Origin of the sequence: Alteribacter keqinensis, from assembly GCF_003710255.1 — a bacterium.
In the GTDB taxonomy this organism is placed as follows: domain Bacteria; phylum Bacillota; class Bacilli; order Bacillales; family Salisediminibacteriaceae; genus Alteribacter; species Alteribacter keqinensis.
The window spans coordinates 437,898-463,404 of sequence record NZ_RHIB01000002.1 but is presented as its reverse complement, the minus strand read 5'-3'; the positions used below and the strand labels follow the sequence as shown (position 1 = coordinate 463,404).

At 39.7% G+C, this 25,507-nt stretch carries 21 protein-coding genes and 1 pseudogene; 21 read left to right on the top strand and 1 reads right to left on the bottom strand.

The window, feature by feature from the left end; all coding sequences use genetic code 11:
* The first annotated feature begins 926 nt into the window (after positions 1-926).
* From pgsB to EBO34_RS13635, 5 genes are all read left to right on the top strand, one after another.
* Positions 927-2,120: a poly-gamma-glutamate synthase PgsB gene (gene pgsB, locus EBO34_RS13650; RefSeq protein WP_122900105.1), complete on the top strand. Its 1,194-nt coding sequence runs from the start codon at positions 927-929 to the stop codon at positions 2,118-2,120.
* Between the two features lie 20 nt (positions 2,121-2,140).
* Positions 2,141-2,605, top strand: a complete 465-nt coding sequence (gene pgsC / locus EBO34_RS13645; RefSeq protein ID WP_122899467.1) for a poly-gamma-glutamate biosynthesis protein PgsC — start codon at positions 2,141-2,143, stop codon at positions 2,603-2,605.
* A gap of 27 nt (positions 2,606-2,632) precedes the next feature.
* Positions 2,633-2,797, top strand: coding sequence for a hypothetical protein (locus EBO34_RS20740; RefSeq protein WP_183163881.1), 165 nt, complete (start codon positions 2,633-2,635; stop codon positions 2,795-2,797).
* 197 nt (positions 2,798-2,994) lie between these two features.
* Positions 2,995-5,979, top strand: a complete 2,985-nt coding sequence (locus EBO34_RS13640) for a gamma-glutamyltransferase (RefSeq protein ID WP_122899464.1) — start codon at positions 2,995-2,997, stop codon at positions 5,977-5,979.
* 253 nt (positions 5,980-6,232) lie between these two features.
* A complete protein-coding gene (locus EBO34_RS13635) occupies positions 6,233-7,141 on the top strand; it encodes an LCP family glycopolymer transferase (RefSeq protein ID WP_122899462.1) in 909 nt (302 codons plus the stop codon).
* Between the two features lie 51 nt (positions 7,142-7,192).
* Here EBO34_RS13635 and EBO34_RS13630 read toward each other — a convergent pair whose 3' ends face one another.
* A complete protein-coding gene (locus EBO34_RS13630; protein WP_122899460.1) occupies positions 7,193-8,152 on the bottom strand; it encodes an LCP family glycopolymer transferase in 960 nt (319 codons plus the stop codon).
* Positions 8,153-8,399: 247 nt separating this feature from the next.
* Here EBO34_RS13630 and EBO34_RS13625 point away from each other — a divergent pair, with 247 nt between their 5' ends.
* The 16 genes and pseudogenes from EBO34_RS13625 to EBO34_RS13550 all read left to right on the top strand — a co-directional run bounded on the left by EBO34_RS13625 (position 8,400) and on the right by EBO34_RS13550 (position 25,222).
* On the top strand, positions 8,400-9,149 hold the full coding sequence (locus tag EBO34_RS13625; RefSeq protein ID WP_122899457.1) for a YveK family protein: 750 nt from the start codon (positions 8,400-8,402) through the stop codon (positions 9,147-9,149).
* On the top strand, positions 9,100-9,840 hold the full coding sequence (locus EBO34_RS13620) for a CpsD/CapB family tyrosine-protein kinase (protein ID WP_122899455.1): 741 nt from the start codon (positions 9,100-9,102) through the stop codon (positions 9,838-9,840). Before EBO34_RS13625 ends, EBO34_RS13620 begins: the two co-directional genes overlap by 50 nt.
* Positions 9,841-9,972: 132 nt before the next feature.
* Positions 9,973-10,737, top strand: a complete 765-nt coding sequence (locus EBO34_RS13615; protein WP_122899453.1) for a tyrosine-protein phosphatase — start codon at positions 9,973-9,975, stop codon at positions 10,735-10,737.
* Positions 10,738-11,060: 323 nt separating this feature from the next.
* Positions 11,061-12,881, top strand: coding sequence for a nucleoside-diphosphate sugar epimerase/dehydratase (locus EBO34_RS13610; RefSeq protein WP_122899451.1), 1,821 nt, complete (start codon positions 11,061-11,063; stop codon positions 12,879-12,881).
* Between the two features lie 27 nt (positions 12,882-12,908).
* Positions 12,909-13,795: pseudogene (galU, locus tag EBO34_RS13605) on the top strand (UTP--glucose-1-phosphate uridylyltransferase GalU).
* Between the two features lie 301 nt (positions 13,796-14,096).
* Entirely contained in the window at positions 14,097-14,432 is a 336-nt protein-coding gene (locus EBO34_RS13600; RefSeq protein ID WP_122899449.1) for a type II secretion system protein, read from the top strand.
* Between the two features lie 330 nt (positions 14,433-14,762).
* Entirely contained in the window at positions 14,763-15,878 is a 1,116-nt protein-coding gene (locus tag EBO34_RS13595) for a DegT/DnrJ/EryC1/StrS family aminotransferase (RefSeq protein ID WP_122900103.1), read from the top strand.
* Positions 15,878-16,522 (top strand): sugar transferase, encoded by a 645-nt coding sequence (locus EBO34_RS13590; protein ID WP_122900101.1) that lies wholly within the window; start codon positions 15,878-15,880, stop codon positions 16,520-16,522. The genes EBO34_RS13595 and EBO34_RS13590 overlap by 1 nt, the downstream gene beginning before the upstream one ends.
* Positions 16,519-17,136, top strand: a complete 618-nt coding sequence (locus EBO34_RS13585) for an acetyltransferase (RefSeq protein WP_122899447.1) — start codon at positions 16,519-16,521, stop codon at positions 17,134-17,136. The genes EBO34_RS13590 and EBO34_RS13585 overlap by 4 nt, the downstream gene beginning before the upstream one ends.
* Before the next feature lie 3 nt (positions 17,137-17,139).
* On the top strand, positions 17,140-18,240 hold the full coding sequence (locus EBO34_RS13580; RefSeq protein WP_221175153.1) for a glycosyltransferase family 4 protein: 1,101 nt from the start codon (positions 17,140-17,142) through the stop codon (positions 18,238-18,240).
* A 1-nt stretch (position 18,241) separates the two neighbouring features.
* Positions 18,242-19,621: a nucleotide sugar dehydrogenase gene (locus EBO34_RS13575; protein ID WP_122899443.1), complete on the top strand. Its 1,380-nt coding sequence runs from the start codon at positions 18,242-18,244 to the stop codon at positions 19,619-19,621.
* Between the two features lie 2 nt (positions 19,622-19,623).
* The gene (locus EBO34_RS13570; protein WP_122899441.1) at positions 19,624-20,604 is read left to right on the top strand and encodes an SDR family oxidoreductase; all 981 of its coding nucleotides are present in this window, start codon (positions 19,624-19,626) and stop codon (positions 20,602-20,604) included.
* A gap of 25 nt (positions 20,605-20,629) precedes the next feature.
* On the top strand, positions 20,630-21,199 hold the full coding sequence (locus tag EBO34_RS13565; protein WP_122899439.1) for an acyltransferase: 570 nt from the start codon (positions 20,630-20,632) through the stop codon (positions 21,197-21,199).
* Positions 21,199-22,362 carry a glycosyltransferase gene (locus EBO34_RS13560; protein ID WP_122899437.1) on the top strand — a complete coding sequence of 388 codons (1,164 nt, stop codon included), beginning with the start codon at positions 21,199-21,201 and terminating at the stop codon, positions 22,360-22,362. The genes EBO34_RS13565 and EBO34_RS13560 overlap by 1 nt, the downstream gene beginning before the upstream one ends.
* A gap of 345 nt (positions 22,363-22,707) precedes the next feature.
* Positions 22,708-23,919 (top strand): oligosaccharide flippase family protein, encoded by a 1,212-nt coding sequence (locus tag EBO34_RS13555; RefSeq protein WP_183163880.1) that lies wholly within the window; start codon positions 22,708-22,710, stop codon positions 23,917-23,919.
* Positions 23,920-23,938: 19 nt separating this feature from the next.
* The gene (locus tag EBO34_RS13550; protein WP_122899433.1) at positions 23,939-25,222 is read left to right on the top strand and encodes a hypothetical protein; all 1,284 of its coding nucleotides are present in this window, start codon (positions 23,939-23,941) and stop codon (positions 25,220-25,222) included.
* The last annotated feature ends 285 nt before the right edge of the window (positions 25,223-25,507 follow it).

The following is a 25,507-nucleotide window of genomic DNA, read 5'->3' as shown; positions in this document are numbered from 1 at the left end:
TCTCTTGTATCCTCAAATTGCGTACTTCTTTGTTTGAGGGCACTACTTGACCTTTCTTTAATGCATTAAAATTCTCGATTTCCTTGTTTAACGGTACTACCTAGCCTCTCCTGCATTCTCACATTTTGGTTTTACTAGATTGTTATAAAACAAAGCTCTATCTTGCACAAAAAAAGCCCTCCGTTATGATGCAGGTGTGAACCCATTACACCACGAGGAGGACCTTGTGCAGGATTGTAAATCGAAATCAGCAATTATTCAAGTTATAAATTGAAAGGCGGAGTCCCCTAACCGTTGCAAAGATAGAAGAGTTAAAGAGGAAGTAAATAGGGAGTCTCGGGTCTTCCGGCTGCATTTGTTGCAAAAAATCGAAAACAGCCTTGCCTTTTCTAAAATTCTATCCTTTCCTGATAATTCTATTTATGGGTCCGGAAACCTCTGATTTCATTAAGTAAACGCTTAACTGTGTAAAAGCGTCCAGTCTGTTTCAATAGTGTAACAATGACCCTAAAACTCAATGACAACTGTTTCAAATGAAACACCTTCGTAAAATAATGACTTATTCTTAACCCCCACAGACACTCATATCTCTTCGATAAACTCTAAATGGATTCATAAGATACCTGCGGGCAGCGTCCGTTTTTTATTTTACAAAATGATTGCGACGTTTCTGGATTTTCCCGCAGGACGAACGGATCACCTTTCAAAAAAACGATATGGAGGTGGAGATGAATCGGAGGCACCCGTATGTGCACAATCATTGAGAATCGTCATTATTACGATCTTTCCATAATCAAGCAAATGTAAGTAAATGTGACTCCATTTACACGATTCTCAACATTTATGTAACTCGCGTTTAATGTTTAAGGCGTATAGTAATGGCCGTGTTCAAAAAAGCGACAAAAAAAGTGATGGAGGTGAAAGAGATGCCAGTCGAATATATTCTTATTTTGGGATTTGCCTTATTGGCATTCTTCCTTGGTGTTAGGGAGAAAAGAAAACATAATAAAAACATCGAACGGGTTCCTGTCCGTGTCAACGTTAACGGGATCCGCGGGAAGTCAACGGTAACGCGATTGATTACAGGCGTGCTCCAGGAAGCAGGCTACAAAACAGTCGGGAAAACGACCGGAACCGATGCAAGAATGCTCTACTGGTTTGTCGATCAGGAGGAACCGATTAAACGAAGGCCCGAGGGTCCGAATATCGGTGAGCAGAAAAAGGTCATTGAAAAAACGGTGGAACTTGAAGCAGACGCTCTAGTAAGTGAGTGTATGGCTGTAAAGCCTGACTATCAGGTCGTATTCCAGGACCAGCTGCTTAAGGCAAATATCGGACTGATTGTAAATGTCCTTGAAGACCACATGGATGTGCTCGGTCCCACATTAAAGGAAGTGGCGGATTCCTTCAGCGAAGCAATTCCCCACAACGGTGACCTGATTGTAAACGACAGCTCCTACGTTCCTTACTTCAGGGAAATGGCGGAAAAACGGAATACGAAGCTTCATGTCTGTGACACGTCGCTCATTTCAGAGGATTTCCTCAAGAAGTTTGAGTACATGGTGTTTCCTGAAAACGCGGCACTGGCACTGTCGGTGGCAGATGTTCTTGGAATCGATTATGAAACAGCGTTCAGAGGGATGCTGAAGGCATGGCCTGACCCGGGAGCGATGGAAATTCTGCCGCTCGGAAATGAAGAGGATCCGGGTTTTCTGGTCAATGGCTTCTCTGCCAATGATCCGACATCTACATTAAATATCTGGGAGCGTGTGAAGCAGCTCAGCTATCCGACGGACGAACCGGTTGTCATTTTTAATGCCCGTTCCGACAGAGTCGACCGGACGGAGCAGTTTGTAAAACAAGTGCTTCCCTATATCCCAGCCGACACCCTGATCGTGATGGGACAAGGAACAAAGCCGGTCGTTGATGCCTATCAGGAAGGCGCCTTTCCCGTAAATAAGATGCTCGATCTTGAAGGGGACGACACAGATGAAATCATCCGGGTGCTCAAGCCGTATTTATCGGGAAAAACCATTTATGGTGTTGGAAACATCCACGGCGGTGCAGAGCAGCTCGTTGAAAAACTTGAAGAACAACAAAAAATTAACCAAACAGCATAGAAAGGAGGTTCGGTCAGAAGATGTTTGTCTTTGACTCAGGTGATGTTTATTTAGCCCTTATTGCAGGTGCCATACTCAGTTTGTTTTATACGGAAAAAACAGGTGTACTGCCGGCCGGACTTGTTGTACCGGGGTACATTGCGATGCTGTTTACCTTCCCTGTAAGCATTGCGGTTGTGTTTATGATCAGCTTTTTGACTTATTTTATCGTTATGAAATTCGTAGGAAGATTTACGATTCTTTACGGAAGAAGAAAGTTTACCGCGATGCTCACTGTCGCGATTATTCTTTCCATCGGGTTTGATTATTTGTTCCCGCACTTTTCTCCCCCGCATATTGTGAGCGGCCTTATGGCCATCGGGGTGATTGTGCCAGGTTTAATCGCCAATACCATCCAAAAGCAGGGTGTTATTCCGACAACATTAAGTACGCTGCTGCTCAGCTGCGCAACGTTTGGTGTTGTCATGATTGCAAGCTTTATATAAGTAAGGACTACTGAAGGAGGAATAGAAGTGGAAATAACATTAAAGGGTCAGAAGCAGGAAGAAAAACAGGTCACGTTAACGTTCAGCCAGTGGATGCTGTATACGATTAAAAAACATAAAAAACGAACGAACACGGATGCTGCCGTTGGACTGGTGGTAGCAGGTACGCTCTTTTTCATCACATTGATGTAGTCGATCGCACCTATGCCCGCTGTTCATGAGAAAAGCCCGGCAGCTGAGACATCTATCTGCCGGGCCCGCAGCGTGCAGATTTAAAGTCTCAAGTGAAGGTTTTTGGAAAAAGGCAGCCAGTATACAGGCGCTTTTGGGAGCGGTTGCCTCTTTCTAAAACCCTTCACGGCTGAAAAAACAGAGTAGAGGTGACATGAATGTTAAAAAAAATACTCACGATCACGTTACTGCTCAATACATTTCTCATCGGGATTGCCAACCCCCACCTTGTATCAGGTGAGGGAGAAAACACGGCTGAACAAGACGAAGATTACGACAACTACGGCGTCAGTGCGGCCCACCCCGCTGCTGTAGAAGCCGGAATGGAAGTGCTGGAAAACGGCGGGAACGCTGTCGATGCGGCCATTGCGGTTTCCTATGCCCTCGGTGTTGTTGAACCGTTCGGATCGGGGATCGGCGGCGGCGGAAAAATGCTGATTCTGCCTCCGGAAGAAGAAGACCCTGTCGTTTATGACTACCGTGCCGCAGCACCTTACGATGACGAATGGGGTGATAAGATCACCGGTGTGCCGGGGTTTGTTGAAGGACTGAACAGAGTCCATAACGATTACGGACTGATGCCCTTTGAGCACCTGATCTCTCCGGCAATTGACCTTGCGGAAGACGGGTTCAGAGTGGATTACCTTCTTTGGGAACGTCTTGAGGCGGCTTCCTACCGCCTCCCTGTAGAGGAGTTATCTCACTTTTACCCGCGGGGAGAGGCGATTAAACCCGGAAGAAACCTCAAGCAGCCGGAACTGGCTGAAACATTGACCAAAATTCAGGCACACGGTGCCCACGCTTTTAACCGTGATCAATTCGGAGAAATGATCAATAATGCTGTTCCCTACCTGGACGGCAGTGACCTGGACGAGTATGAAGTGGAGCTCACTGAGCCTGTGGTTGGAGAGCTGAAAGAGGGGACCATTTACTCGGCAGACCCGCCCCATGCCGGAGTTTCCCTTGTTCAGTCCCTGCTTCTGGCTGAAGAAATGAATATTGAAGAGACAAAAGGCGACGAAGAAGAATATGTTCACCTGATGTCTGAAATTTCGAAAGTCACAAAGCGTGACCGAATCGCCAATATCGGGGACGAGTCGGATTCGCTAAAAGAAGAACTCACGAGCGAGAACCATATTGAAGAGCTGGCAGACGAGATTTCATCCGATGAACCTTCTCCTGACATTGGTACAGAGGAAGAAAGCGGCGACGATGAAAAGACAGATACAACTCATTTTGTTGTCGTGGACCAGGATGGTATGGTGGTATCAACCACGAATACACTGAGCAACTTCTTCGGCTCGGGAGAGTATACGGACGGTTTCTTTTTAAACAACTCGATTCAGCAGTTCAGCGAATTCGAATCCTCCCCAAACAGCTATGAGCCCGGTAAGCGTTCAAGAAGTTTAACCGCGCCTTCCATTTACGTGGATGATGAACGTGTGGTGGGAATCGGAAGCCCGGGAGGAAACCGGGTACCTTCCGTTATGGCCCAGGTGCTCACAAGACATCTCTACTTTGATGAGCCATGGGAAGACGCCGTCAATGCGAAACGGTTTTATGGTGAGTCAGACATCCTTTATGTAGAGGAAGACTTTGACGAGTCGGTACTCGGCGCCCTCAGGGACCGGGGTTATGAGCCGGAAACACGGAACTTATCGGTCTTTTTCGGAGGCATTCAGGCTCTTGATTTTAATATGGAAGACGGCTCCATAGTGGGAATTGCCGATTTCCGGCGTGACGGCTTATGGGATGCAAAAGACAATGTATCATGGATGGAATATGCCCAGTACGGACTTGTCGGCTTGTTTATTCTGAGTATCATTTTCCCGCTGATGCATATCATCCACTGTCTGCCGTTTTTCCGGACGAAGAACGAAACCGTGAACCGCATCTTGAGAAAAGAAAAAGGCATGAGTATTCTCATCCCTTGCTACAATGAGCAGGGCATTATAAAAACGTCTCTCGAAACCATTGAATCGCTCTCGTATTCGAACTTTGAAGTGCTCTATATTAATGACGGCTCAACGGACAAAACGCTCGCGTACCTTGACAATTTTCTGCAGTTAAAGCCGAGTAACCGTACGCCGCACAGAAAGCTGGATCATAAAAAGGTAAAAACCGTCTATCAGTCCCAGCTTTATCCCCACATTTATGTAGTGGATAAATGGAACGGCGGAAAGGCCGACGCCCTTAATGCAGGGATCGAGTATGCCAGTGAGGATCTTGTGATTACCCTTGATGCGGATACGATGCTCACCGACCAGGCGATGCCGAAAGTCAATGAAACGTTTGAGGATGAGGATGTCGTGGCAGCGGGAGGAATGGTTCATGTCCTACAGACGAAAACGGCCAATTCCTTAAGCCGTCTGTCCCTTAAGCACACCAACCTGCTTGTACGCTTGCAGATGCTCGATTTCCTGAAGGCGTTCTATATTACAAAGGTATCCCTTGCCCGCTTTAATGCCCTGGCTGTTATTTCAGGAGCATTCGGGATTTTCAGAAGACAGGCCCTGATTGACGTAGGCGGCTACCGCTCCACTGTAGGGGAAGACATTGACATTACGTTGAGGATGCAAAAATACATTGCAGCAAACAAAAACAAGAAGGTTGTCCACATTAAGGATGCCATCTCCTATACCGAGATGCCTGAAACGGTGAAGGACTTCTTCAAACAGCGTGTCCGGTGGCAGAAAGCCTACATCGATTGTATTATTCACTTTAACTCGTTCTTTGCAAAAACGCTCTTCAGGAAGGCTGTCTCTTTCTTCTATATCTTTGAGTCTTTCCTTGTGGGAATTGTATCGGCGTTTATTTTGACGGCCTTTTTCGTCATCAACGGGATCTTTTATCCGCCTGATTCCTACTTGCAGTATGTACTGTTTTATCTGACCTACTTGTTCCTGTTCGGGGTCATCTATGATATTGCCGCTCTGATCTTTACGAGAGCCCACGGCTTTAAGTTCAGGATGAGGGATATCTTCATACTTGGCGCAACGATTTTGTTTGATATCTTTATCTACCGTTTCATCCTCATGTACATTGTAATGCACGGTACGATCGCCTACTTCTTTAATACAGACTGGAACAAGGTTGAGAGAACAGGCAGAGACTACAAAACCGAATCAAAACCCGCAGCGTAGGAATGACCGTAAAAGCCTTTTTAAAGGAGGCTTTTGCGGTATTCCACTATCTAATACATCAGTTTTTAAAAGAAAATGGTTGATTGGAGCGAATGCGCGACACTCCTGCGGGAGGAGCGAGTTCCGGGGAGACCCCGCAAGCGCAAAGCGCTGAGGAGGCTCCCGAACCGCCCGCGGAAAGGGAGTGCAATGAGCGGAAATCAACATTCCATAATAAGTGGAATTCCTAAAACAACTTTAGGAGGTGACAAGAATGGGAAAGAAAATACTTCTTATTACGCTTACTTTCCTTGTGGTTCTCGTTGTGGGAGCGGGAGGCTATGTGTGGCAGGCTGTGAATGCCACGATCGGAAGCATCCAGGAAAACATCGACCGCTCTCAGTCGGAAAAGCGCCAGGAAGCGATTGACCTGGAAGAGGGTGATCCCATCTCCATCCTTTTGATGGGGGTGGACGAGCTTGAGACCCGGGATGATTTGGGTCGTACGGATACAATCCTTCTGCTGACAGTTAATCCGAAAGAAGAATCGATCAACATGGTGAGTCTGCCCCGTGATACGCTGACCGAAATACGGGGGCAGCGTACAGAGGATAAAATCAGTCACGCCCATGCCATGGGAGGAAGTGAAACAGCCTTGTATACGGTGGAGCACTTCCTTGATATTCCTGTTGATTATTTTGTAAAAGTAAACATGGAAAGCTTCGTCGGTCTCGTTGATGCTGTCGGCGGAGTCGAAGTGGACAATGAGTTTGAGTTTACCTTCCACGAAATGCATTATCCGGAAGGAACAATCAAGCTGGACGGGGAGGAAGCCCTCGGCTACGCACGCATGAGAAAGGACGATCCTAAAGGAGACTTTGGCCGTCAGATCAGGCAGCGTGAAGTGATCGAAGAGCTTATTGATAAAGGAGCAAGCTTTTCTTCCATTACGAATCTGACTGAGATTCTTGAAGTAGTGGAAGACAACGTTCAGACGAATCTCTCACTCGATGAGATGTGGGATATTCAGTCGGGCTACAAAAACACCATCAATAACGTCGAGCAACATGAAATCGAAGGGGAAGACAGAAAAATGGACGGCATATCCTATTTCTTCCCTAATGAAAGTGAGCTGGAGTCGCTCTCTGACGAATTAAAAGAACACCTTGAAGTAGAAGAATAAGAGAAGGCACAAAAAACGCCCGTAAATCACAGTGGATTTACGGGCGTTTTATTATGATTCATCGTCGTCATTTTCATTAACTGCGACCGAGTCACTGCCGTCGAGTCCGAGGTGGGCGCGGAGCTCGCCGCTTACACGCTGGCGTTCGTTTTCATCAACAATATAGTACCAGATGCCGTCAATGCGGCTTCCGGATCCGGCGATTTCAAGTGTCTCTGAGTTGTGACGGGCATCACGGTAATTCGACTGAATTTTTACCATTTTATCAAAGTTTAAGTCTGTGCTGATGTTGTTGCCGAGTGCGTCCAGGATTTCACCTGCTTTTGTGATGGAGGAGAACTGGGCGCCTTCTTTAATGATGGCATCAACGATTTCCCGCTGACGTTCGTTACGTCCAAGGTCACCACGAGGGTCACTTTTTCTCATACGTGAATATTCAAGAGCTTGAGAGCCGTCCAAATCGATCTGACCTTGTTCAAATTCGTATGAGCCTTGCTTAAAGGCGAAGCTGTTATCCACGGTGACGCCACCGAGGGCATCAACGATATCCTTAAAACCATCCATATTTACTGTCATAAAGTAGTCAATTGGAATGTCCAGGAAGTTTTCAACGGAAGCCATGGCCATCTCGGGCCCTCCGAAAGCATAGGCGTGGTTGATTTTGTCATCAACGCCGCGACCGAACATTTCTGTTCTCGTGTCACGGGGAATGCTCATCATTTTCATGGATTCGTCTGCCGGGTTTACGGTTACTACCATTAATGTGTCCGTACGTCCACGGTCTGTACGGCTGCCCCCTGTGTCCACACCCATTAACAAAAATGAAAGAGGCTCCTGATCTTCAATATCCACTTCCAATTCGCGCTTTTCTGATTTTTCGCGATCTACTGTAACGTGCATTTGGTTATCCACTGTATTCTGAACGCTTGAGTACATGTAATAGCCATAGCCTGCGACAGATCCTAATATAACAAACAAAATAAGGCCACTTATAAGTAGAAACTTTTTCATTAAGCTAACTCTCCTCTTAAACTATGATTACTTTGATTATATTTCTCTACCCTCTATTAGACAAGAAATATTTATAAGTAAATGTATTTTTTACCTATTTGTCGCATTCTTTCGATTGAAAACGCTTAATATGAAAATCATGTTAAAATATGATGTGTTTTCTGAATTTTTCCTCGAAAACCATTTACATAACCTGTTATCTTGAGTAACATATACGGAGACCTAATGAAGGAAGCAGGAGGAAATAATGGAAGAGACAATCAGCTTAAAAGATATTTTCCAGACACTCAGAAAAAGACTTACACTGATCATCGGTATTACCGCTGTAGCAGTAGCAGCAAGTGCTATCATATCATACTTTTTTTTAACACCGATGTATCAATCATCCACTCAAATTCTCGTAAATAAATCCCAGGAAGACAGTGCCCAGGTAACCCAGGCGGATCTCAGGACGAACCTGGAACTCATCAATACATACAACGTTATTATGACATCCCCTAGAATCCTGGAGCCCGTGATTGAAGAAATGGGCATTGATGCAACACCTTCACAAATCCGGAATCAAGTATCCGTAGGAAGTGAACGTGACTCCCAGGTAGTAACGATCAGAGTCGAGAACACTGACCCAGGACAAGCTGTAGAGCTCGCAAACACTATAGCAATGGTTTTTCAAAGAGACATTGTTGACATTATGAATGTGGACAACGTATCGGTTTTATCACCGGCAGAATTATCGGACAATCCATCACCGGTCAGCCCGAACCCTGCATTAAACATGGCGATCGCCTTTGTGGTCGGACTTATGGGTGCAGTTGGACTCGCTTTCTTACTGGAGTTTCTGGATAACACCATTAAAGACGAGGATGACATTGAAGAAGCACTTGGCCTTCCGGTTCTTGCAAGTATCGGATCCATTGATGGTAAAACAATTGATATGAACAAGTTAAATGAAACATCGAGACAAAACAGAACGGGGCGTGGAAGCATTGGCGCGTAAACGTAAAAGCAACCAGTTAACAGACAAACAGCGGAGCCTGATCTCCCATCACGCTCAAAAATCACCTGTCACCGAACAGTTTCGTACATTAAGAACGAACATACAGTTTTCTTCTATTGATAAAGTCGTAAAGAAGATTTTGATTTCATCTTCGGGTCCCGCTGAAGGGAAATCTACTGTTATCGCGAACCTGGGCGTGGTTATGGCCCAGCAGGGGAAACGTGTCCTGTTAATCGACTCCGATTTAAGAAAGCCGACGGTTCATTTTACTTTTCAGCTTGAAAACACATTCGGCTTAACGAGTGTCCTGACCCGGGCAGAATCTTTTGAGTCTGCCGTCCAGGAAACGGCTGTTGAAAACCTTGAAGTACTCACATCAGGTCCGGTTCCTCCTAACCCTAGTGAGTTAATTGGCTCAAGATCGATGGAATTATTCCTGAGCCAGATAGAAAAAGACTATGATTATATTCTCTTTGATGCACCGCCGATCAATGTGGTAACGGACGGTCAGATTCTGGCTACGAAGACTGACGGGGTCGTACTTGTGATCCGGAGCGGGAAAACGGAGAAAGAGGCAGCGATCAAAGCTGTTGAACTTCTTAAAAAGACGAACTCCAATATTATTGGCACCGTTTTAAACGACCGTGAAATGAAAGAGGATACGTATTATTACTACGCAGAAGGAAAGTAGCATAAAAACTGAAAAAATACAGAAGGATTTGACCCTTTTTTGGTAATAGTGTGATATTATGGAATGGACTCAAAAGAAAATAGTCCGATAGACCCTGTAAACATCTGCAATCGGGAAAGGGGATTCTGCTTTATGATTGATATTCACTGCCACATACTGCCGAATTTGGACGACGGTCCTGCAAATAAAGAGGAAGCCTTAGAGCTTGGAAAAGCGGCATTTGACGAAGGCATTCATACGATTTTAGCTACACCGCACCACCAGCACCCACACTACCACAACGATAAAAATACCATTCTTGCAAATATTGAAGCGCTGAACTTCTTATTTAAAGATCACCAAATCAATGTGAAGATCCTGCCGGGCCAGGAGACCCGCATATATGGAGAACTGCTTGAGGGGTTTAAAAACGAAGAGATACTTACTCTGAATGAGGGAAAGTATTTTTTTGTGGAGTTTCCCTCATCTGACATACCGAGATACAGCAAGCGTCTATTGTATGACGTCCAGCAACACGGGTTAAAGCCGATCATCGTTCACCCTGAGCGAAACCAGGCCGTGATGAAAGATCCGGACAGGCTTTATGAGCTTGTTCAAGGCGGATGTCTGACACAACTGACAGCGGGGAGTATTACAGGGAAGTTTGGAAAGAAGATTAAGAGATTATCAGAAGACTTAATAGAAGCGAACCTGGCTCACTTTATTGCAAGCGACGCCCACGATACCATTCGGCGTCCGTTTCTATTAAAAGATGCCTATGATGAAATAGAGAGAGAATTCGGAATAGAAACAAGATTCTATTTTCAGGAGAATGCGGAGCTGCTTGTAGAAGGTAAGCAAGTGATGGTTGAACCACCACAAAAAGTTAAAACGAAGAAGTTTTTAGGGCTGTTCTAAATATCAATTAATTATATTTATTGTACACCGACTGTGTAAATTCAGTGTTATATGACCATTACATTCAGGTAATGCCTCCTCACCTTTATCAACGGGGGTACTCGGCCACGCTGTGGGTCGTTCACCAAAGTGAACAACCTTAGACGCTCGTTGTCACCGGTGGGGTGTGAGGTTAGGTTTAATGCCTATTCATTATATAGTACGGAGGTAGTAGGGGGTTTACGGCCGTATTATTTAGAGAATTTAGCGAGGTCTTTGTTAAGGATAACGAACTCTCGTTAAGTGTTCTAAAGATTTATTTATTTTACATAGGAGGGGACGAGTTGGATTATAAAAAACGGTTAGGGCTGTTGGTTACTGCTGATTCACTGATTGTCGTGTTTTCGATTTTTATCGGTTTTTGGCTTTTGGTCCCGACATCAACGATTTTACCTGAGGCGATCATCGTAAGCTCTATTGCGTTATTTTTCGCTCACCATGTTTTCGCTCATCTATTTAAACTATATAAACGGGTCTGGCAGTATGCGAGCATCCAGGAGCTGTCAGCGATCTTTGCGGCAGTTTCACTTTCCATCACCGCTGTTGCTCTTATTCAGATTATCGGATATCAAACCATTTTTGCAAGAACATTGCTTGTCACGTGGATGCTGCATATCTTGCTCATCGGGGCTTCACGTTTTTCCTGGAGAATCTACCGGGATTCATTAATGAAAGGAAACACGGAGAAGAAACGAACACTCATTATCGGGGCTGGCAATGGCGGTACACTCGTTGCCCGTCAGCTCATGAACAGCATCAAGTCAGAGCTTCACCCGGTTGCTTTTATTGATGACGACTTCACGAAACAAAACCTGGAGATCATGTCGATCCCTGTACTGGGGCGGACAAAAGACATTGAAGATGTGGTTGTAACGAAAAACATCGAACACATTATCATCGCGATTCCTTCACTGACAAAAACGGAACTCAATACGATCTTTGATGCCTGTTCGAAAACAAAAGTACGGACGCAGATCATGCCGTCAGTGGAAGACATTATGAGCGGGAAAGTCACCGTCTCCCAGATCCGGGACGTACAGGTGGAAGACTTACTCGGCCGTGAGCCGGTTGAACTGGATACAGAAAAAATCGGTGCCAAGCTTACAGGTAAGACCGTCCTTGTAACTGGAGCAGGCGGATCGATCGGGTCTGAAATCTGCCGGCAGGTGTGTGCCTTTAACCCGGACAAGCTGATCCTTCTCGGTCACGGAGAAAACAGCATTTACAGTATCGACATGGAGCTGAAAGTCACGTTCCCTCATCTTAGTGTGGAAACAGAAATCGCCGACGTCCAGGACGCTGATCGGATGAAAGATGTTATGAATGAGCACCAGCCGGATGTGGTGTACCACGCCGCGGCACATAAACACGTACCGTTAATGGAAAAGAACCCTCATGAAGCGGTAAAAAACAATGTGATCGGTACGAAAAACACGGCCGAAGCAGCCCATGAAGCAGGAGTGACAACATTTGTGATGGTCTCAACGGATAAAGCCGTGAACCCCACAAGCGTCATGGGAGCAACGAAACGGATTGCTGAAATGGTTGTTCAGCACATGGACCGAATCAGCGATACGCGCTTCGTGGCGGTCCGTTTTGGTAACGTTCTGGGAAGCCGCGGAAGCGTAATCCCTCTATTCAAAAAGCAGATTGAAGCAGGTGGACCGGTGACGGTAACCGATCCGAAAATGACACGGTACTTCATGACAATTCCGGAAGCATCCCGCCTTGTTCTTCAAGCGGGATCATTAGCAGAGGGCGGCGAGGTGTTTGTCCTGGATATGGGAGAGCCTGTTAAAATCGTCGACCTTGCGAAGAACCTAATTCGGTTATCGGGGTTTCGGGATGATGAAATCGAAATCATGTATTCAGGCATGAGACCGGGAGAAAAATTATTTGAAGAACTTCTAGGGAAAGACGAAGTCCATGACGAACAGATTTATCCGATGATTTACCGCGGGAAGACACCGCCTGTTGACGTTGATGTGGTTTATGATCTTATTGAAGACTTTGAACAGTTCCCGATCACTACATTACGGGAATATACATTAGACCTGGCCCACTTCAGGCTGACGAAAGCGAAACAGTTGAGCTTGGTGAAATAACCACCATTAACTTGAAGGGATGATCGTATGCAAAAAGTAAAAAAGGCAATTATACCAGCTGCCGGACTCGGAACCCGTTTCCTCCCGGCAACGAAAGCAATGCCTAAGGAAATGCTTCCGATCTTGGACAAGCCAACGATTCAATATATCGTAGAAGAAACGGTTCAATCGGGATTGAAGACATCATCATCTTAACCGGTAAAGGGAAGCGCGCCATCGAAGATCACTTTGATCATGCTTTTGAACTGGAGCAGAACTTGTTTGAGAAAGGGAAGACGAAACTGTTGGAAAAAGTACAGTACTCTTCCAAGATGGTGGACATTCATTACATCCGTCAAAAAGAACCAAAGGGGCTCGGACACGCCGTATGGTGCGCCCGTAAATTCATCGGAGACGAACCATTCGCCGTTCTTCTCGGAGATGACATTGTTGAAGCGGAAAAGCCCTGCCTGAAGCAGCTTATCGAACAGTATGAAGAAACCAGAGCAAGCGTCATTGGCGTTCAAACGGTACTGGAAGAAGAAACCCACCGGTACGGGATTGTGGACCCGTTAACGCAAACAGGCAGACGCCACAGCGGGAACCAATTCGTCGAAAAACCCGCACAAGGTACAGCACCATCAAACCTTGCGATCATGGGCCGATACATTTTAACACCGGAGATCTTTATGTATCTTGATAAGCAAGAAAAAGGCGCAGGCGGCGAAGTACAGTTGACTGATGCAATTCAAAAGCTTAATGAAATCCAGCGGGTGTTTGCTTATGACTTTGAAGGAACTCGTCACGACGTTGGTGAGAAGATGGGGTTTGTGAAGACTACTTTGGAGTTTGCTTTAAAGGATAAGGAATTGAAGGGTGAACTTTTGAGAGTGATGGAAGAGATGTTGGAGAAAGAGAAGAGTTTATTGAAGTAGTAGATAAACACCCCGATCTGCTTTGGATTTGTGGAACGGATTGGGGTGTTGTTTTTTGTGTGTAGTGTTCTTGGCTCTTTGAAACAAATAATCTTAGCGGCTCTTCGAGCCTTGGGCTAATAATGAAATAAACTTATGAACATTTTAAACTTTTCGAGCTTTTGTGATTTCAAGATCTTCGGCTCTTTGAGCCTTTGACTTTTTTTAAATCTCATTGTATAAAACAGAGTAGTAATTATCAGCTCTTTGAGCTTTCTTACGGATTGTTTTATGAGTTTAATAGAGTGAGAGAGGGGTCGAGATGAGATTAATGAACCAAAAAGGATTGACGTTGGTTGAGCTTTTGGCTGTGATTGTAGTTTTAGGTATTATTTCGGCTATTGCTGTTCCTGCGATCGTTGGGGTGATTGAAAAGACGGAGAAGGATGTTTGTGAGGCGGAGTTGGTTCAATTTAAGAGAGGGTATGAGAATCATCTCGTATTGAATCAATTATCTCATACGGATGTAATGTTTAGTTCCTACATAAATGAATATAGCACTGGTGTTTGTGGTGGGTGTGAGTTGGTTTATATGGATGGTGAGGTTATGTGTAGTGAACGTGGTGATGAGGATGGTGGAGATGTGCCTGTTTTGTAGGTATATATAAGCAGGAAGGAACTCGGTATTTTGATGGTGGGTTATAGCGATGTGATGGAGATTGGCTTTCGAGGGTCAGTGTTAAGGATGATTTGTACGGCTCTTCGAGCTTTTTACAAGTATATCTATTGAAAGGCGAAGAGGAACTGATTTTTTAATCTATTTCGCATATTGTATATTAAATGCGAGGTGGTTATCAGAAGTAGATAACTCATTTTAGTGGTTTAGAAGTTGTTTGGAATAATAGTTTTGAAGATTCCAAGTAAGTCCTAATCTACTAAAATATTAACTTAATGATGGAAGGAAGTCTATAGGATGGAAACAACAAAAGTGAACGAAAGAATCTTTCTTTCATCACCGCATATGAGTGATGAGGGTTATGAAATGGAATATGTAAACGAAGCTTTTGATACAAACTGGATCGCCCCTCTTGGAGAAAACGTAAATGGATTTGAAAGGGAGCTAGCTGAAAAGGTTGGCTCTAAAGCAGCCGCCGCACTATCTTCTGGTACGGCAGCTATTCACCTAGCGTTAAGAGCCGCTGGAGTTGGTGAGGGAGATGTAGTGTTCTGTCCAACACTCACATTCTCAGCTACAGCTAATCCAATCATTTATCAGAATGCAACTCCAGTATTCATAGACAGTAATTATGAAACCTGGAATATGTGTCCGGAAGCATTAGAAGAAGCTTTTCAAAAATACCCTAAAGTAAAGGCAGTTATTGTAGTTCACCTTTATGGTTTGTCTGCTGATATGGATAGAATAGTAGAACTTTGTAAGAAACATAATGTTGTTTTAATAGAAGATGCTGCTGAAAGTTTAGGTACTTACTATAAAGGTAAGCATACCGGTACATTTGGAGACTATGGCATCTTCTCTTTTAATGGGAACAAAATCATCACTACTTCTGGTGGTGGGATGCTTGTTTCTAATAATGAAGAGAGAATTGCTAAAGCTAGGTTCTGGGCTACTCAATCTAGAGACCAAGCTAGACACTACCAACATAGTGAATTAGGTTTCAATTATCGTATTAGTAATGTTGTAGCTGGGATTGGAAGAGGGCAGTTAAAAGTTTTGGATCAACGTGTAGAAAAGAAGAATTATATCTATGAATTTTATAAGAAAGAACTTGGTGAGCTTGAAGGAGTTCGGTTTATGCCTAACAATGATTGGGACGAACCAAATTATTGGTTAAGCTCGATGACGTTGACTGGTAAAGTGAGACCTGTTGATATATTCGAAGCATTGGAAGCTGAGAATATTGAGTCAAGGCCAGTTTGGAAGCCGATGCATATGCAGCCGTTCTTTGAGAAGTATGATTTTGTTGGTACTGATGTATCGAAGAAGTTGTTTGAGAATGGTGTATGCTTGCCGTCTGATACAAAGATGACAGATGCTGACTTGGCGAAAATTGTAGAAATTATAAAGAAGTTGTGGTGTGAATGATGATTAGTTCAAAAGGCGGGTTTTATAGAAGGTTTATAAAAAGACCGATGGATTCTATATTGTCATTGGTGGCTATTGTAGCACTTAGTCCCGTTCTATTAGTGGTTGCTATCTTAGTAAGATCAAAACTAGGAAGTCCAGTAATGTTTAAACAGAAACGTCCGGGTCTAAATGATAAGGTCTTTATGATGTATAAATTTAGAACGATGACAGATGAAAGAGATGGGAATGGAGAGTTATTACCGGATAGTGTGAGGTTAACGAAGTTTGGTAGGTTCCTACGTTCTACATCACTTGATGAGCTTCCTGAGCTATTCAATATCTTAAAGGGTGATATGTCTATTATTGGCCCGAGACCATTATTAGTACAATACCTACCACTATATAATGATCATCAAAAGCGGCGTCATGAAGTAAGACCTGGCTTATCTGGATTAGCGCAGGTTAGTGGTAGGAATGCAATAAGTTGGGATGATAAATTTAATCTTGATGTGAAATATGTTGATAGCGTTAGTTTTATAGGAGATTGGAAGATTATTTTTCTAACGATAAAAAAAGTATTTGTTAGGGAAGGTATCAACTCAGAAACTACAGCAACGATGGAACCTTTTAAAGGAACTAAAAAGGAACGAATGGGATCATGAAAAACAAACTTCTTATAATTGGTGCTAGCGGACACGGTAAAGTTGTAGCTGATATCGCATTAAACACGAATAGATGGCAGAGTATTTCTTTTTTAGATGATAACGAAAACCTGAAATTCTCATTGGGACTCGCAGTGATTGGAAAGTCCAATGAGGCTATTAGGCACATAAATGATTTCGATATCTTTGTAGGCATTGGGAATAATGCAATTCGAAAAAAGATACAGGAAAGCCTTGAAGTCGAAGGAGCTACAATACCTACGTTAATTCACCCAAATGCAATACTTGGAGGACAAGTTGAAGTAGCATCAGGAACAGCTGTCATGGCTGGTGTAGTGATTAATTGTAGTACTAAAATTGGGAAAGGTTGCATCATTAATACTGGTGCTACGTTAGACCATGACAATATAATTGAGGACTTTGTTCATATATCACCTGGTGTACACTTAGCTGGAACAGTAAATGTTGGACAAGGGTCATGGTTAGGTATTGGTAGTATAGTGAGCAATAATATAAATGTTGCGAGTAACAGTATTGTTGGTGCGGGAGCTGTAGTAGTTAAGGATATAACTGAAACTGGAACTTATGTAGGTGTTCCGGCGAGGAGAGTATAATTGATGAGGGTGCTTGTGTTAGCCAATTTTGGTATGGGCCTTTTTAATTTTAGAAAGGAATTATTAGAAGAATTAATTAGACAAGGTCATGAAGTGTATGTTTCATTACCTAATGATGAATATGTACCAAAGTTGAAAGAGTTAGGATGTAAATATGTAGAGACTCGGGTGGACAGGAGAGGGACTAATCCAATAAATGATATGAAACTTTTATATCATTACATTAAATTAATTAAAAGTACAATACCTGATGTAGTTCTTACTTATACAATCAAACCTAATATATATGGTGGTATAGCTTGTGGTATCACAAAAACACCTTACCTAACAAATGTAACAGGGTTAGGTACAGCAATTGAAAATAGTGGATTAATTCAAAAGATTACACTTAGGCTTTATAGAATGGGATTAAGGAATTCTTCTTGCGTTTTCTTCCAAAATGAATATAACAGAAGTTTTTTTGTTGAAAACAATATTGCAAAAGGTAAGACTAGGTTAATTCCCGGTTCTGGTGTAAACCTAGAACACCATAACTTTAAAGACTACCCAACCAATGATAAGAACATAAGGTTTTTGTTCATTGGGCGTATCATGAAAGCTAAGGGAATTGAAGAGTTGTTTCAAGCCGCAAAAAAAATAAAAGGGATTTACCCAAATGTTGAATTTCATTTAGTTGGAGGTAGTGAGGAAGACTATACTAAACAATTAGCTGAATTAGAACAAACGGGTATAATTAAATACCACGGTCACCAGAGTGATGTACATTCTTTTATTAAAGTTTCACATGGCACAATTCTTCCGTCTTATCACGAAGGTACGGCAAACGTATTACTTGAGACTGCAGCAACAGGACGTCCCATATTGGCATCCAAAGTACCTGGTTGTATTGAAACCTTTAATCCCGAAATTACTGGTTTAGGCTTTGAGGCTAGAAGTGTTCCAAGTTTAGTAGAAGCAATAAGAAATTTTATTAAACTACCGTATCCTCAAAAGAAACTAATGGGTATAAAAGGGCGTAAAAAGATGGAAGAGGAATATGATCGGAAAATAGTGATAAATGCTTATTTACAAGAAATAGGAAAATTCACAAATGAGGAGATTTGAAATGAACTTATATGAAAAGATTGTTAACAGAGAAGAGAAGGTATCTTTAATCGGACTTGGATATGTAGGTATGCCAATAGCTGTAGCATTTGCAAAAAAGATAGATGTTATTGGTTTTGATGTTAATAAAGAAAAGATTGATCTTTACAAACAAGGGGTTGACCCTACCAAAGAAGTTGGTAATGAAGTAATAAAAAATACAACTGTTGAATTTACATGTGATGAATCAAAATTAAGAGATGCCAAATTTCACATTGTGGCAGTACCAACGCCAGTTAAGTCAGACCATACTCCTGACTTAACTCCGGTTAAATCAGCAACTAAAACCCTTGGAAGAAATTTAACTAAAGGATCAATTGTTGTTTTTGAATCAACAGTATATCCAGGAGTAACTGAAGAGATATGTGTTCCTATTTTAGAAAAAGAATCGGGCTTGGAATATGGAGTTGATTTTAAAGTAGGTTACTCTCCTGAACGTATTAACCCAGGGGACCAAGAGCACAGACTTGAAACGATTATAAAAGTAGTTTCAGGTATGGATGAGGACACATTGGATATTGTTTCTAAAGTATACGAAATAGTTGTAGATGCAGGTGTATATCAAGCTGAAAGTATAATGGTTGCTGAAGCTGCTAAAGTTATTGAAAATGCTCAACGTGATATAAACATTGCTTTTATGAATGAATTATCTATTATCTTTAATAAAATGAATGTTGATACAAAGGCTGTTTTAGAAGCTGCAGGAACTAAATGGAATTTCCTGAAGTTTTCACCTGGTCTAGTAGGTGGACATTGTATTGGAGTAGATCCGTACTATTTAACATACAAAGCAGAACAGGAAGGTTATTATTCACAAATAATTCTATCAGGAAGAAAAATAAATGATGATATGGGTAAGTATGTCGCTGAAAGTACTGTGAAAAAGATGATAAAAGCTAACAAGCAAATAAATGGAGCTAGGGTTGCCATCTTGGGTATTACTTTTAAAGAAAACTGCCCCGATGTAAGAAACACGAAAGTTGTAGATGTAATCAAAGAATTAGAGGAATACGGAATAGAAGTAAAAGTTATCGATCCAGTGGCTGATAAAGAAGATCTTTGGCATGAATATAAAGTTCATCCTTGCACTATTGATGAAGTACAGGGTATGGATGCAGTCATTGTTGCAGTTCCACATGAAGAATTTAAGAATATCAAATTAGAAGAAATTAAAAATATGTTTGGAGCACCTCAATATATCGACCCAGAAGTATTGTCAGAAGTTGCGGCTACAAGTGAGTTAAGTACTTTAGCTTATAATGATTGTGTGCTGATTGATATAAAAGGGATGTTTGATCGAAAAGAAGCTGAGAAATTAGGCTTTAATTACTGGAGGCTATAATAATGGGATATGAAGATATTATTTTTCCAAAAGGTTCAAAGTTTTTAGTTACTGGTTCGGCAGGTTTTATTGGATCTAACTTAGTTGAAGCAATATTAAATTTAGGTTATGAAGTTAGAGGCCTCGACGACTTTTCTAATGGTAAAAAAGAGAATGTTGATGAATTTAAAGATAATCCTAACTATGAGTTTATTGAAGGTACTATCTTAGATCCAGATACTTGCGATGCAGCCTGTAAGGATATAGATTTCATTTTACATCAGGCAGCTTGGGGAAGTGTTCCTCGTAGTATTGAGATGCCTTTAATATATGAGGAAATTAATATTAAAGGTACGTTAAACATGATGGAATCAGCAAGAAAAAATGGGGTAAAGAAGTTTGTTTATGCATCTAGTTCTTCGGTCTATGGTGATGAGCCCAATTTACCTAAAAAAGAAGGAATTGAAGGAAATGTTTTGTCTCCTTATGCTCTAACCAAAAAAGTAAATGAAGAATATGGGAGGTTGTATTCAAAACTTTATGGTTTAGACACATATGGCTTGCGGTATTTTAATGTATTTGGTAGAAGACAAAATCCTGATGGAGCATATGCTGCGGTAATCCCAAAATTTATTAAACTATTGTTAAATGACGAAAAGCCAACTATTAATGGTGATGGTAGACAAAGTAGGGACTTTACTTATATTGAAAATGTAATTGAGGCTAATTTAAAGGCTTGTAATGCATCTAGTGAAGCAGCTGGACAGGCTTATAATATAGCATTTGGTGGTAGAGAATTTTTGATTGATATATATGAAGAGTTAGGTAAAGCATTAGGAACAGACATTGAGCCAAATTTTGGACCTGAACGTAAAGGTGACATAAAGCATAGTAATGCTGATATTTCAAAAGCAAAGGAAATGTTGGGATACGAACCAGAGTGGAGTTTTGAATTAGGTATTAAAGAAGCAATTGATTGGTATAAGGAAAATTTAAAAATATGAATATAATGTTTGGAGGCAATTATCAATGAGGGGAAGGGATAAATTTAAGAGATTTAAGCCCATGATTAATTTTCTAGTAACGATTTATTCAATATTCCCATATCAAATACGAGTTAAATTATTTGAACACTATCGTATGGTCAAGGGTACAAAGGGCTTGGTACTTAGATATGTTCTCTTAAAATCAATTGCTAAGAATTGTGGGGATAATATTTCAATTCATCCTAATGTGTATCTTTTAAATCCTCGAAATTTTTCAGTGGGTAATAATGTTAGTATTCATCCTATGTGTTATATTGAATCATTCGGTGGGATAGAGATAGGAAATGATGTATCAATAGCACATGGGGTTACAATAATGTCTACAGGACACCATTTTGCTAGTTTAGATACAACTATTAATAATCAAGGTGGTTTTATTGATAGGATTGTAATTGATGATGATGTATGGATTGGTGCAAAAGCCACAATATTGGCAGGTAATAAAATTAGTACAGGGAGTGTAGTAGGGGCTGGTGCTGTAGTAAGTAAAGAAGTTCAAGCATATACAGTTGTTGGTGGGGTCCCAGCTAAGGTAATTAAGGAGAGGAAATAATGAAACTCGTGTTTGTTCATGACCATAAATTTCTCAAATATGAAGATCAATATTATAGTACCGGTGGATTATCTGGTGAAGCTTTAAAACGTTATGTAGATGCTGCTGGAAATGTTACTATTGTTGCAAGATGTATTGAAATCAATGAAACTAGTAAACACTTATCCCATTCTAGTATAGAAGGTACAAGATTTGTGCCAGTTCCCAACCACAAATCTGTTAAGTCGTATTATAAAATAAGTTTAGTTAAAACTATTTTAAAAAAAGAAATATTGGAATCTGATTTAGTAATAGCAAGAATAAGCTCACTAGGTAATATGGCTATTAGATTTGCAAAAAAATATAATAAACCGTATTTGGTTGAGGTTGTAGGTTGCCCCTGGGACTCTTTATGGAATTATAACTGGAGAGGGAAAGTTGTTGCGCCGTTTAGTTATTTAAATTTAAGGAAATTAATAAAAGAAGCACCATATGTGTTGTATGTAACTAATAATTTTTTACAGAGTCGTTACCCTACAAACGGATACAGTGTAAATTGTTCAAATGTTTCACTTACTGACTTTGACGAAAAGATTATAAATAAACGACTAGAAAAAATAAACAATATGAATAGTTCTAAGAAATTAATTATCGGAACTACTGCTGCAGTAGATGTTAAATATAAAGGCCAACAGTCTGTGATTAAAGCCTTAAGCAAATTAAAGAAGCAAGGAATAACTAACTATGAATATCAAATTGTCGGTGGTGGGAATCAATCGTATTTAAAATCAGTTGCTAGGAAATATGAGGTATTGGAGCAAGTAAAGTTTTTAGGAACTATACCGCATAAAGAAATTTTTAGTTGGCTTGACACCATCGATATTTATGCTCAACCAAGCAAGACGGAAGGGTTACCACGTGCTTTAATAGAAGCAATGAGTAGGGGGATCCTTGCTATAGGTACTAATGCCGGAGGTATTCCAGAGTTGTTAGACGAAAAATATATTTTTAGTAAATCAACAAATAACGATGAGGAAATATGTAAAATACTAAGGGAAGTAAAGAAAAGTGATCTATATTCCCAAGCAAAACAAAATTATGAAACTTCTAAAGAATATGATAAGAAATTAATAGAATCACGACGACAATCATTCTTTAAAAATTTTATTGAACATAATAGTTAATCCAATACTATAGGATAAGTATAATATTTACTAGCACTTATAGATATAAAAGCGAATATTATCGATCAAATAATTTAATTATGTTAAGTTTAGATTTTTAAATTTTTAAATTTAACTGAATTTAAAAAAGGCGAAAAGTTAATGATTTTCATTTTTTTCAATGAAAATAAGCAATACAGTAACTTTTTCTTCAATAAAGTACATTAACATTCCTTTAAATAGATATTTGAATAATAAGAAAATATTAACAGGAAATCATTAATAAATATTCCTTGTTAATAATTTCTATAATCATATTTATTTTAAATAAATATGATTATGATTATGTTATAAGGGAGAATTATTTTGTTAAAAAGAAATTTTTCATGGGCTTTAATTGGTAATGTAACTTTAGCATTGTCACAGTTTATAATTCTCATAATTTTCACTAAGTTAGGTGGACCTATAGCTGTGGGGCAATATACGTTAGCATTAGCTATATGTGCACCTATTTTCCTTTTTTTAAGCTTTAAATTACGTGCAGCAATATCTACTGATAAGAAAAACGAATTTGATTACAATGAATATAGTTTAATAAGAAGATTAGGGAATATAGTTGGTGTTATACTAGTAATTATAATATTAATTATGTCAAATTACTCATTTGAAGTAGCAACAATGATTTTTTTAATGTCTATCTTAAAAGTTTTTGAATCTCAAAGTGAAATAATATTTGGCGCCCTACAAAAAAAAGAACGTATGAAACTTATTTCAATTTCATACATTTTGAGAGGAACCTTGAGTGTACCGGTTGTTTTTGTTACTTATTTATTTTTAAATGACCTAGTTATTAGTATAATTGGTTTAATAATAGTTAGGATTCTAATTCTGTACACATATGATAAGAAAAATTTGAAAGATTTAGGAATAAATCAACAGAACCGATTAATATTTAACAAAAAAATATTATCTTTATTATTACTAGTTTTACCTTTAGGGATATCAGTTACTATTGGTTCACTAAAAACAAATGTACCTCGATATTTTATTGAGGGATACTTAGGACAATATGAATTAGGTATTTTCGCGAGCATCTCTTATTTACTTGTTGCTTTTGGAACAATGATTTCTTCATTAAGTCAGGCTGTACTACCTAGATTATCTCAATATTATGGTGAGAATGACAATGAAAAGTTTAAATCTTTGTTATCTAAATTAATCTCATTTGGCTTTTTGGTTGGTTTATTCGCAATAATACTTGTTTTCTTTTTTGGTGAGATATTTTTAACCTTAGTTTATAGTAGAGAGTATGCAGCCTATAATCATATACTACTTTTAATTACATGTGGTGCAATATTTCAATATGCTACGGTTTTTTTGGGTACATCTATAACTGCGATGAGGAAGTTTAAAAAAGAACTACCAGTTCACTCAAGTGCATTAATAGCAATTACTATAGCATCTTATGCTTTAATACCGAAATTTGGGTTGGAAGGTGCGGCTATTGCGTTAGTTATTGGATTCATAGTGTCTACTATTGGTTATATAATAACTTATCTTAATCTAATAAGAAATTAATTTTTAATTGGAGAAAAATATGATTGGAATTTTTTATTACTTTACACTAGTGGTAATGTTAATTTATAGTGTTTTTTTACTGTTTAGATCAATGAATTTAATACTTAACGGTTATTATAGAGTAATTTATTTTATAGTAATAATTTTTTATATTTTTTTTGTTGTTCCCTCTATTATGAATGTAGTGTTTGGGGTACCAGAATATTCTTCACAACCTGCATTTAGTGGACTTCATGAGGATTTTTTAGTAAGTGGAATATATAATCTTTATATTATATATATATCCTTTATATTTCATATATTCGGAAAAAATTCTAACATAAGTAGTTATAAACTTTCTATTTATAAAGTAGGCGGAAGTAAAGGCTTATACCTTTTATCAATTTTAGTTGCAGTCTTATTTTTGTTTAGTCCAGTATTGTTATTACTATTTGCTCCAGATCCTTCTGTCTATTTAAATTATGGAGTATCTACTCGTGGACTCTTAGATGGTGAAAGTCAAGATTTTCATAATACAATAAACTTATTTACTCGAATTGCTAGCTTCTCTGCACTTTTTTTTATTTTTATAATAAGAAAACATTTGATTCAGTTAATTATAATACTTTCTCCATATTTGTTTATTATTTTTTGGTTAAATGGAAAAAGAAGCATAGTTATTTCTTTCTTATTACTGCTTATAATAATTTTAATAATGAAAGGGATGTTAAAAGGATTAAAAGGAGTTGTTGTCGGTGTAGGTATTCTTATAATATGTATTTCCTTTTTCTTTGGGTATCAACAAATAATTGATAACTTAATTTCTTATGACTTAGACCGAGACCATTACCAAGATTATAGAGTAAATTTTGGAAGAGATGATGTTACTAAATTAACTATCTTGTCTGAACTCGATGATAATAGACAAATTTTAGAAAAAAGAGGCCAAAGTTTTATTTTCTATCTCACAATATTTGTTCCAAGAGAACTTTGGAATGAAAAGCCATTACCTTACGCGCAATACATGACCTCTGCTATATTTAACACGGAACCTCGTTTATGGGGGTGGGGGATGACCACAAGTGTATTAGAAGAATTTATAGCTAATTTAGGTTTTATTGGGGGGATTATCGCACCATTTTCTATAATTACACTTGCAAGAATTGGTGATAGGGCTTCAAACTCACTGCTATTTTTATTTACGATCCTTATAACTATTTTCTTTTTAACAGTTCACTTATCTTCATTTTTTGTATTATTTGTAATTTGGGCGGTTTGGGCGCTTAAAGATCATTTTAAAAATAAAGTTAAAATTGTAGCTTAAATTTTTAAAATTATCATTGTTCATACTATGTATACTATTAGATCTTGGAACTAATCTTGAAAGTTATGATTTGAATTAAGAATCAAAGTAAATCAGCTTAACAATGGTTAGATTCAAAAGCCCACTTTTACAACAAGACCATGTCATTTAATGTCTAATATCGTTTTCAAAAGCGCTATATATGCTATGGTTATGTTTAGGTGGCAAAAAAACTTTTTGTGGTGAATTATAACACTATCTCTTACTTTAGGTAAACAATAATAAATACAGAGTAGAGGGAGAGCT

Bases quoted from the DNA above. Each gene is read 5' to 3' on its own strand.
- pgsB (WP_122900105.1), top strand. From the start codon at position 927: ATGCCAGTCGAATATATTCTTATTTTGGGATTTGCCTTATTGGCATTC.
- pgsC (WP_122899467.1), top strand. From the start codon at position 2,141: ATGTTTGTCTTTGACTCAGGTGATGTTTATTTAGCCCTTATTGCAGGT.
- EBO34_RS13640 (WP_122899464.1), top strand. From the start codon at position 2,995: ATGTTAAAAAAAATACTCACGATCACGTTACTGCTCAATACATTTCTC.
- EBO34_RS13635 (WP_122899462.1), top strand. From the start codon at position 6,233: ATGGGAAAGAAAATACTTCTTATTACGCTTACTTTCCTTGTGGTTCTC.
- EBO34_RS13630 (WP_122899460.1), bottom strand. From the start codon at position 8,152: ATGAAAAAGTTTCTACTTATAAGTGGCCTTATTTTGTTTGTTATATTA.
- EBO34_RS13625 (WP_122899457.1), top strand. From the start codon at position 8,400: ATGGAAGAGACAATCAGCTTAAAAGATATTTTCCAGACACTCAGAAAA.
- EBO34_RS13620 (WP_122899455.1), top strand. From the start codon at position 9,100: ATGAAACATCGAGACAAAACAGAACGGGGCGTGGAAGCATTGGCGCGT.
- EBO34_RS13615 (WP_122899453.1), top strand. From the start codon at position 9,973: ATGATTGATATTCACTGCCACATACTGCCGAATTTGGACGACGGTCCT.
- EBO34_RS13600 (WP_122899449.1), top strand. From the start codon at position 14,097: ATGAGATTAATGAACCAAAAAGGATTGACGTTGGTTGAGCTTTTGGCT.
- EBO34_RS13590 (WP_122900101.1), top strand. From the start codon at position 15,878: ATGATTAGTTCAAAAGGCGGGTTTTATAGAAGGTTTATAAAAAGACCG.
- EBO34_RS13585 (WP_122899447.1), top strand. From the start codon at position 16,519: ATGAAAAACAAACTTCTTATAATTGGTGCTAGCGGACACGGTAAAGTT.
- EBO34_RS13580 (WP_221175153.1), top strand. From the start codon at position 17,140: ATGAGGGTGCTTGTGTTAGCCAATTTTGGTATGGGCCTTTTTAATTTT.
- EBO34_RS13575 (WP_122899443.1), top strand. From the start codon at position 18,242: ATGAACTTATATGAAAAGATTGTTAACAGAGAAGAGAAGGTATCTTTA.
- EBO34_RS13570 (WP_122899441.1), top strand. From the start codon at position 19,624: ATGGGATATGAAGATATTATTTTTCCAAAAGGTTCAAAGTTTTTAGTT.
- EBO34_RS13565 (WP_122899439.1), top strand. From the start codon at position 20,630: ATGAGGGGAAGGGATAAATTTAAGAGATTTAAGCCCATGATTAATTTT.
- EBO34_RS13560 (WP_122899437.1), top strand. From the start codon at position 21,199: ATGAAACTCGTGTTTGTTCATGACCATAAATTTCTCAAATATGAAGAT.
- EBO34_RS13550 (WP_122899433.1), top strand. From the start codon at position 23,939: ATGATTGGAATTTTTTATTACTTTACACTAGTGGTAATGTTAATTTAT.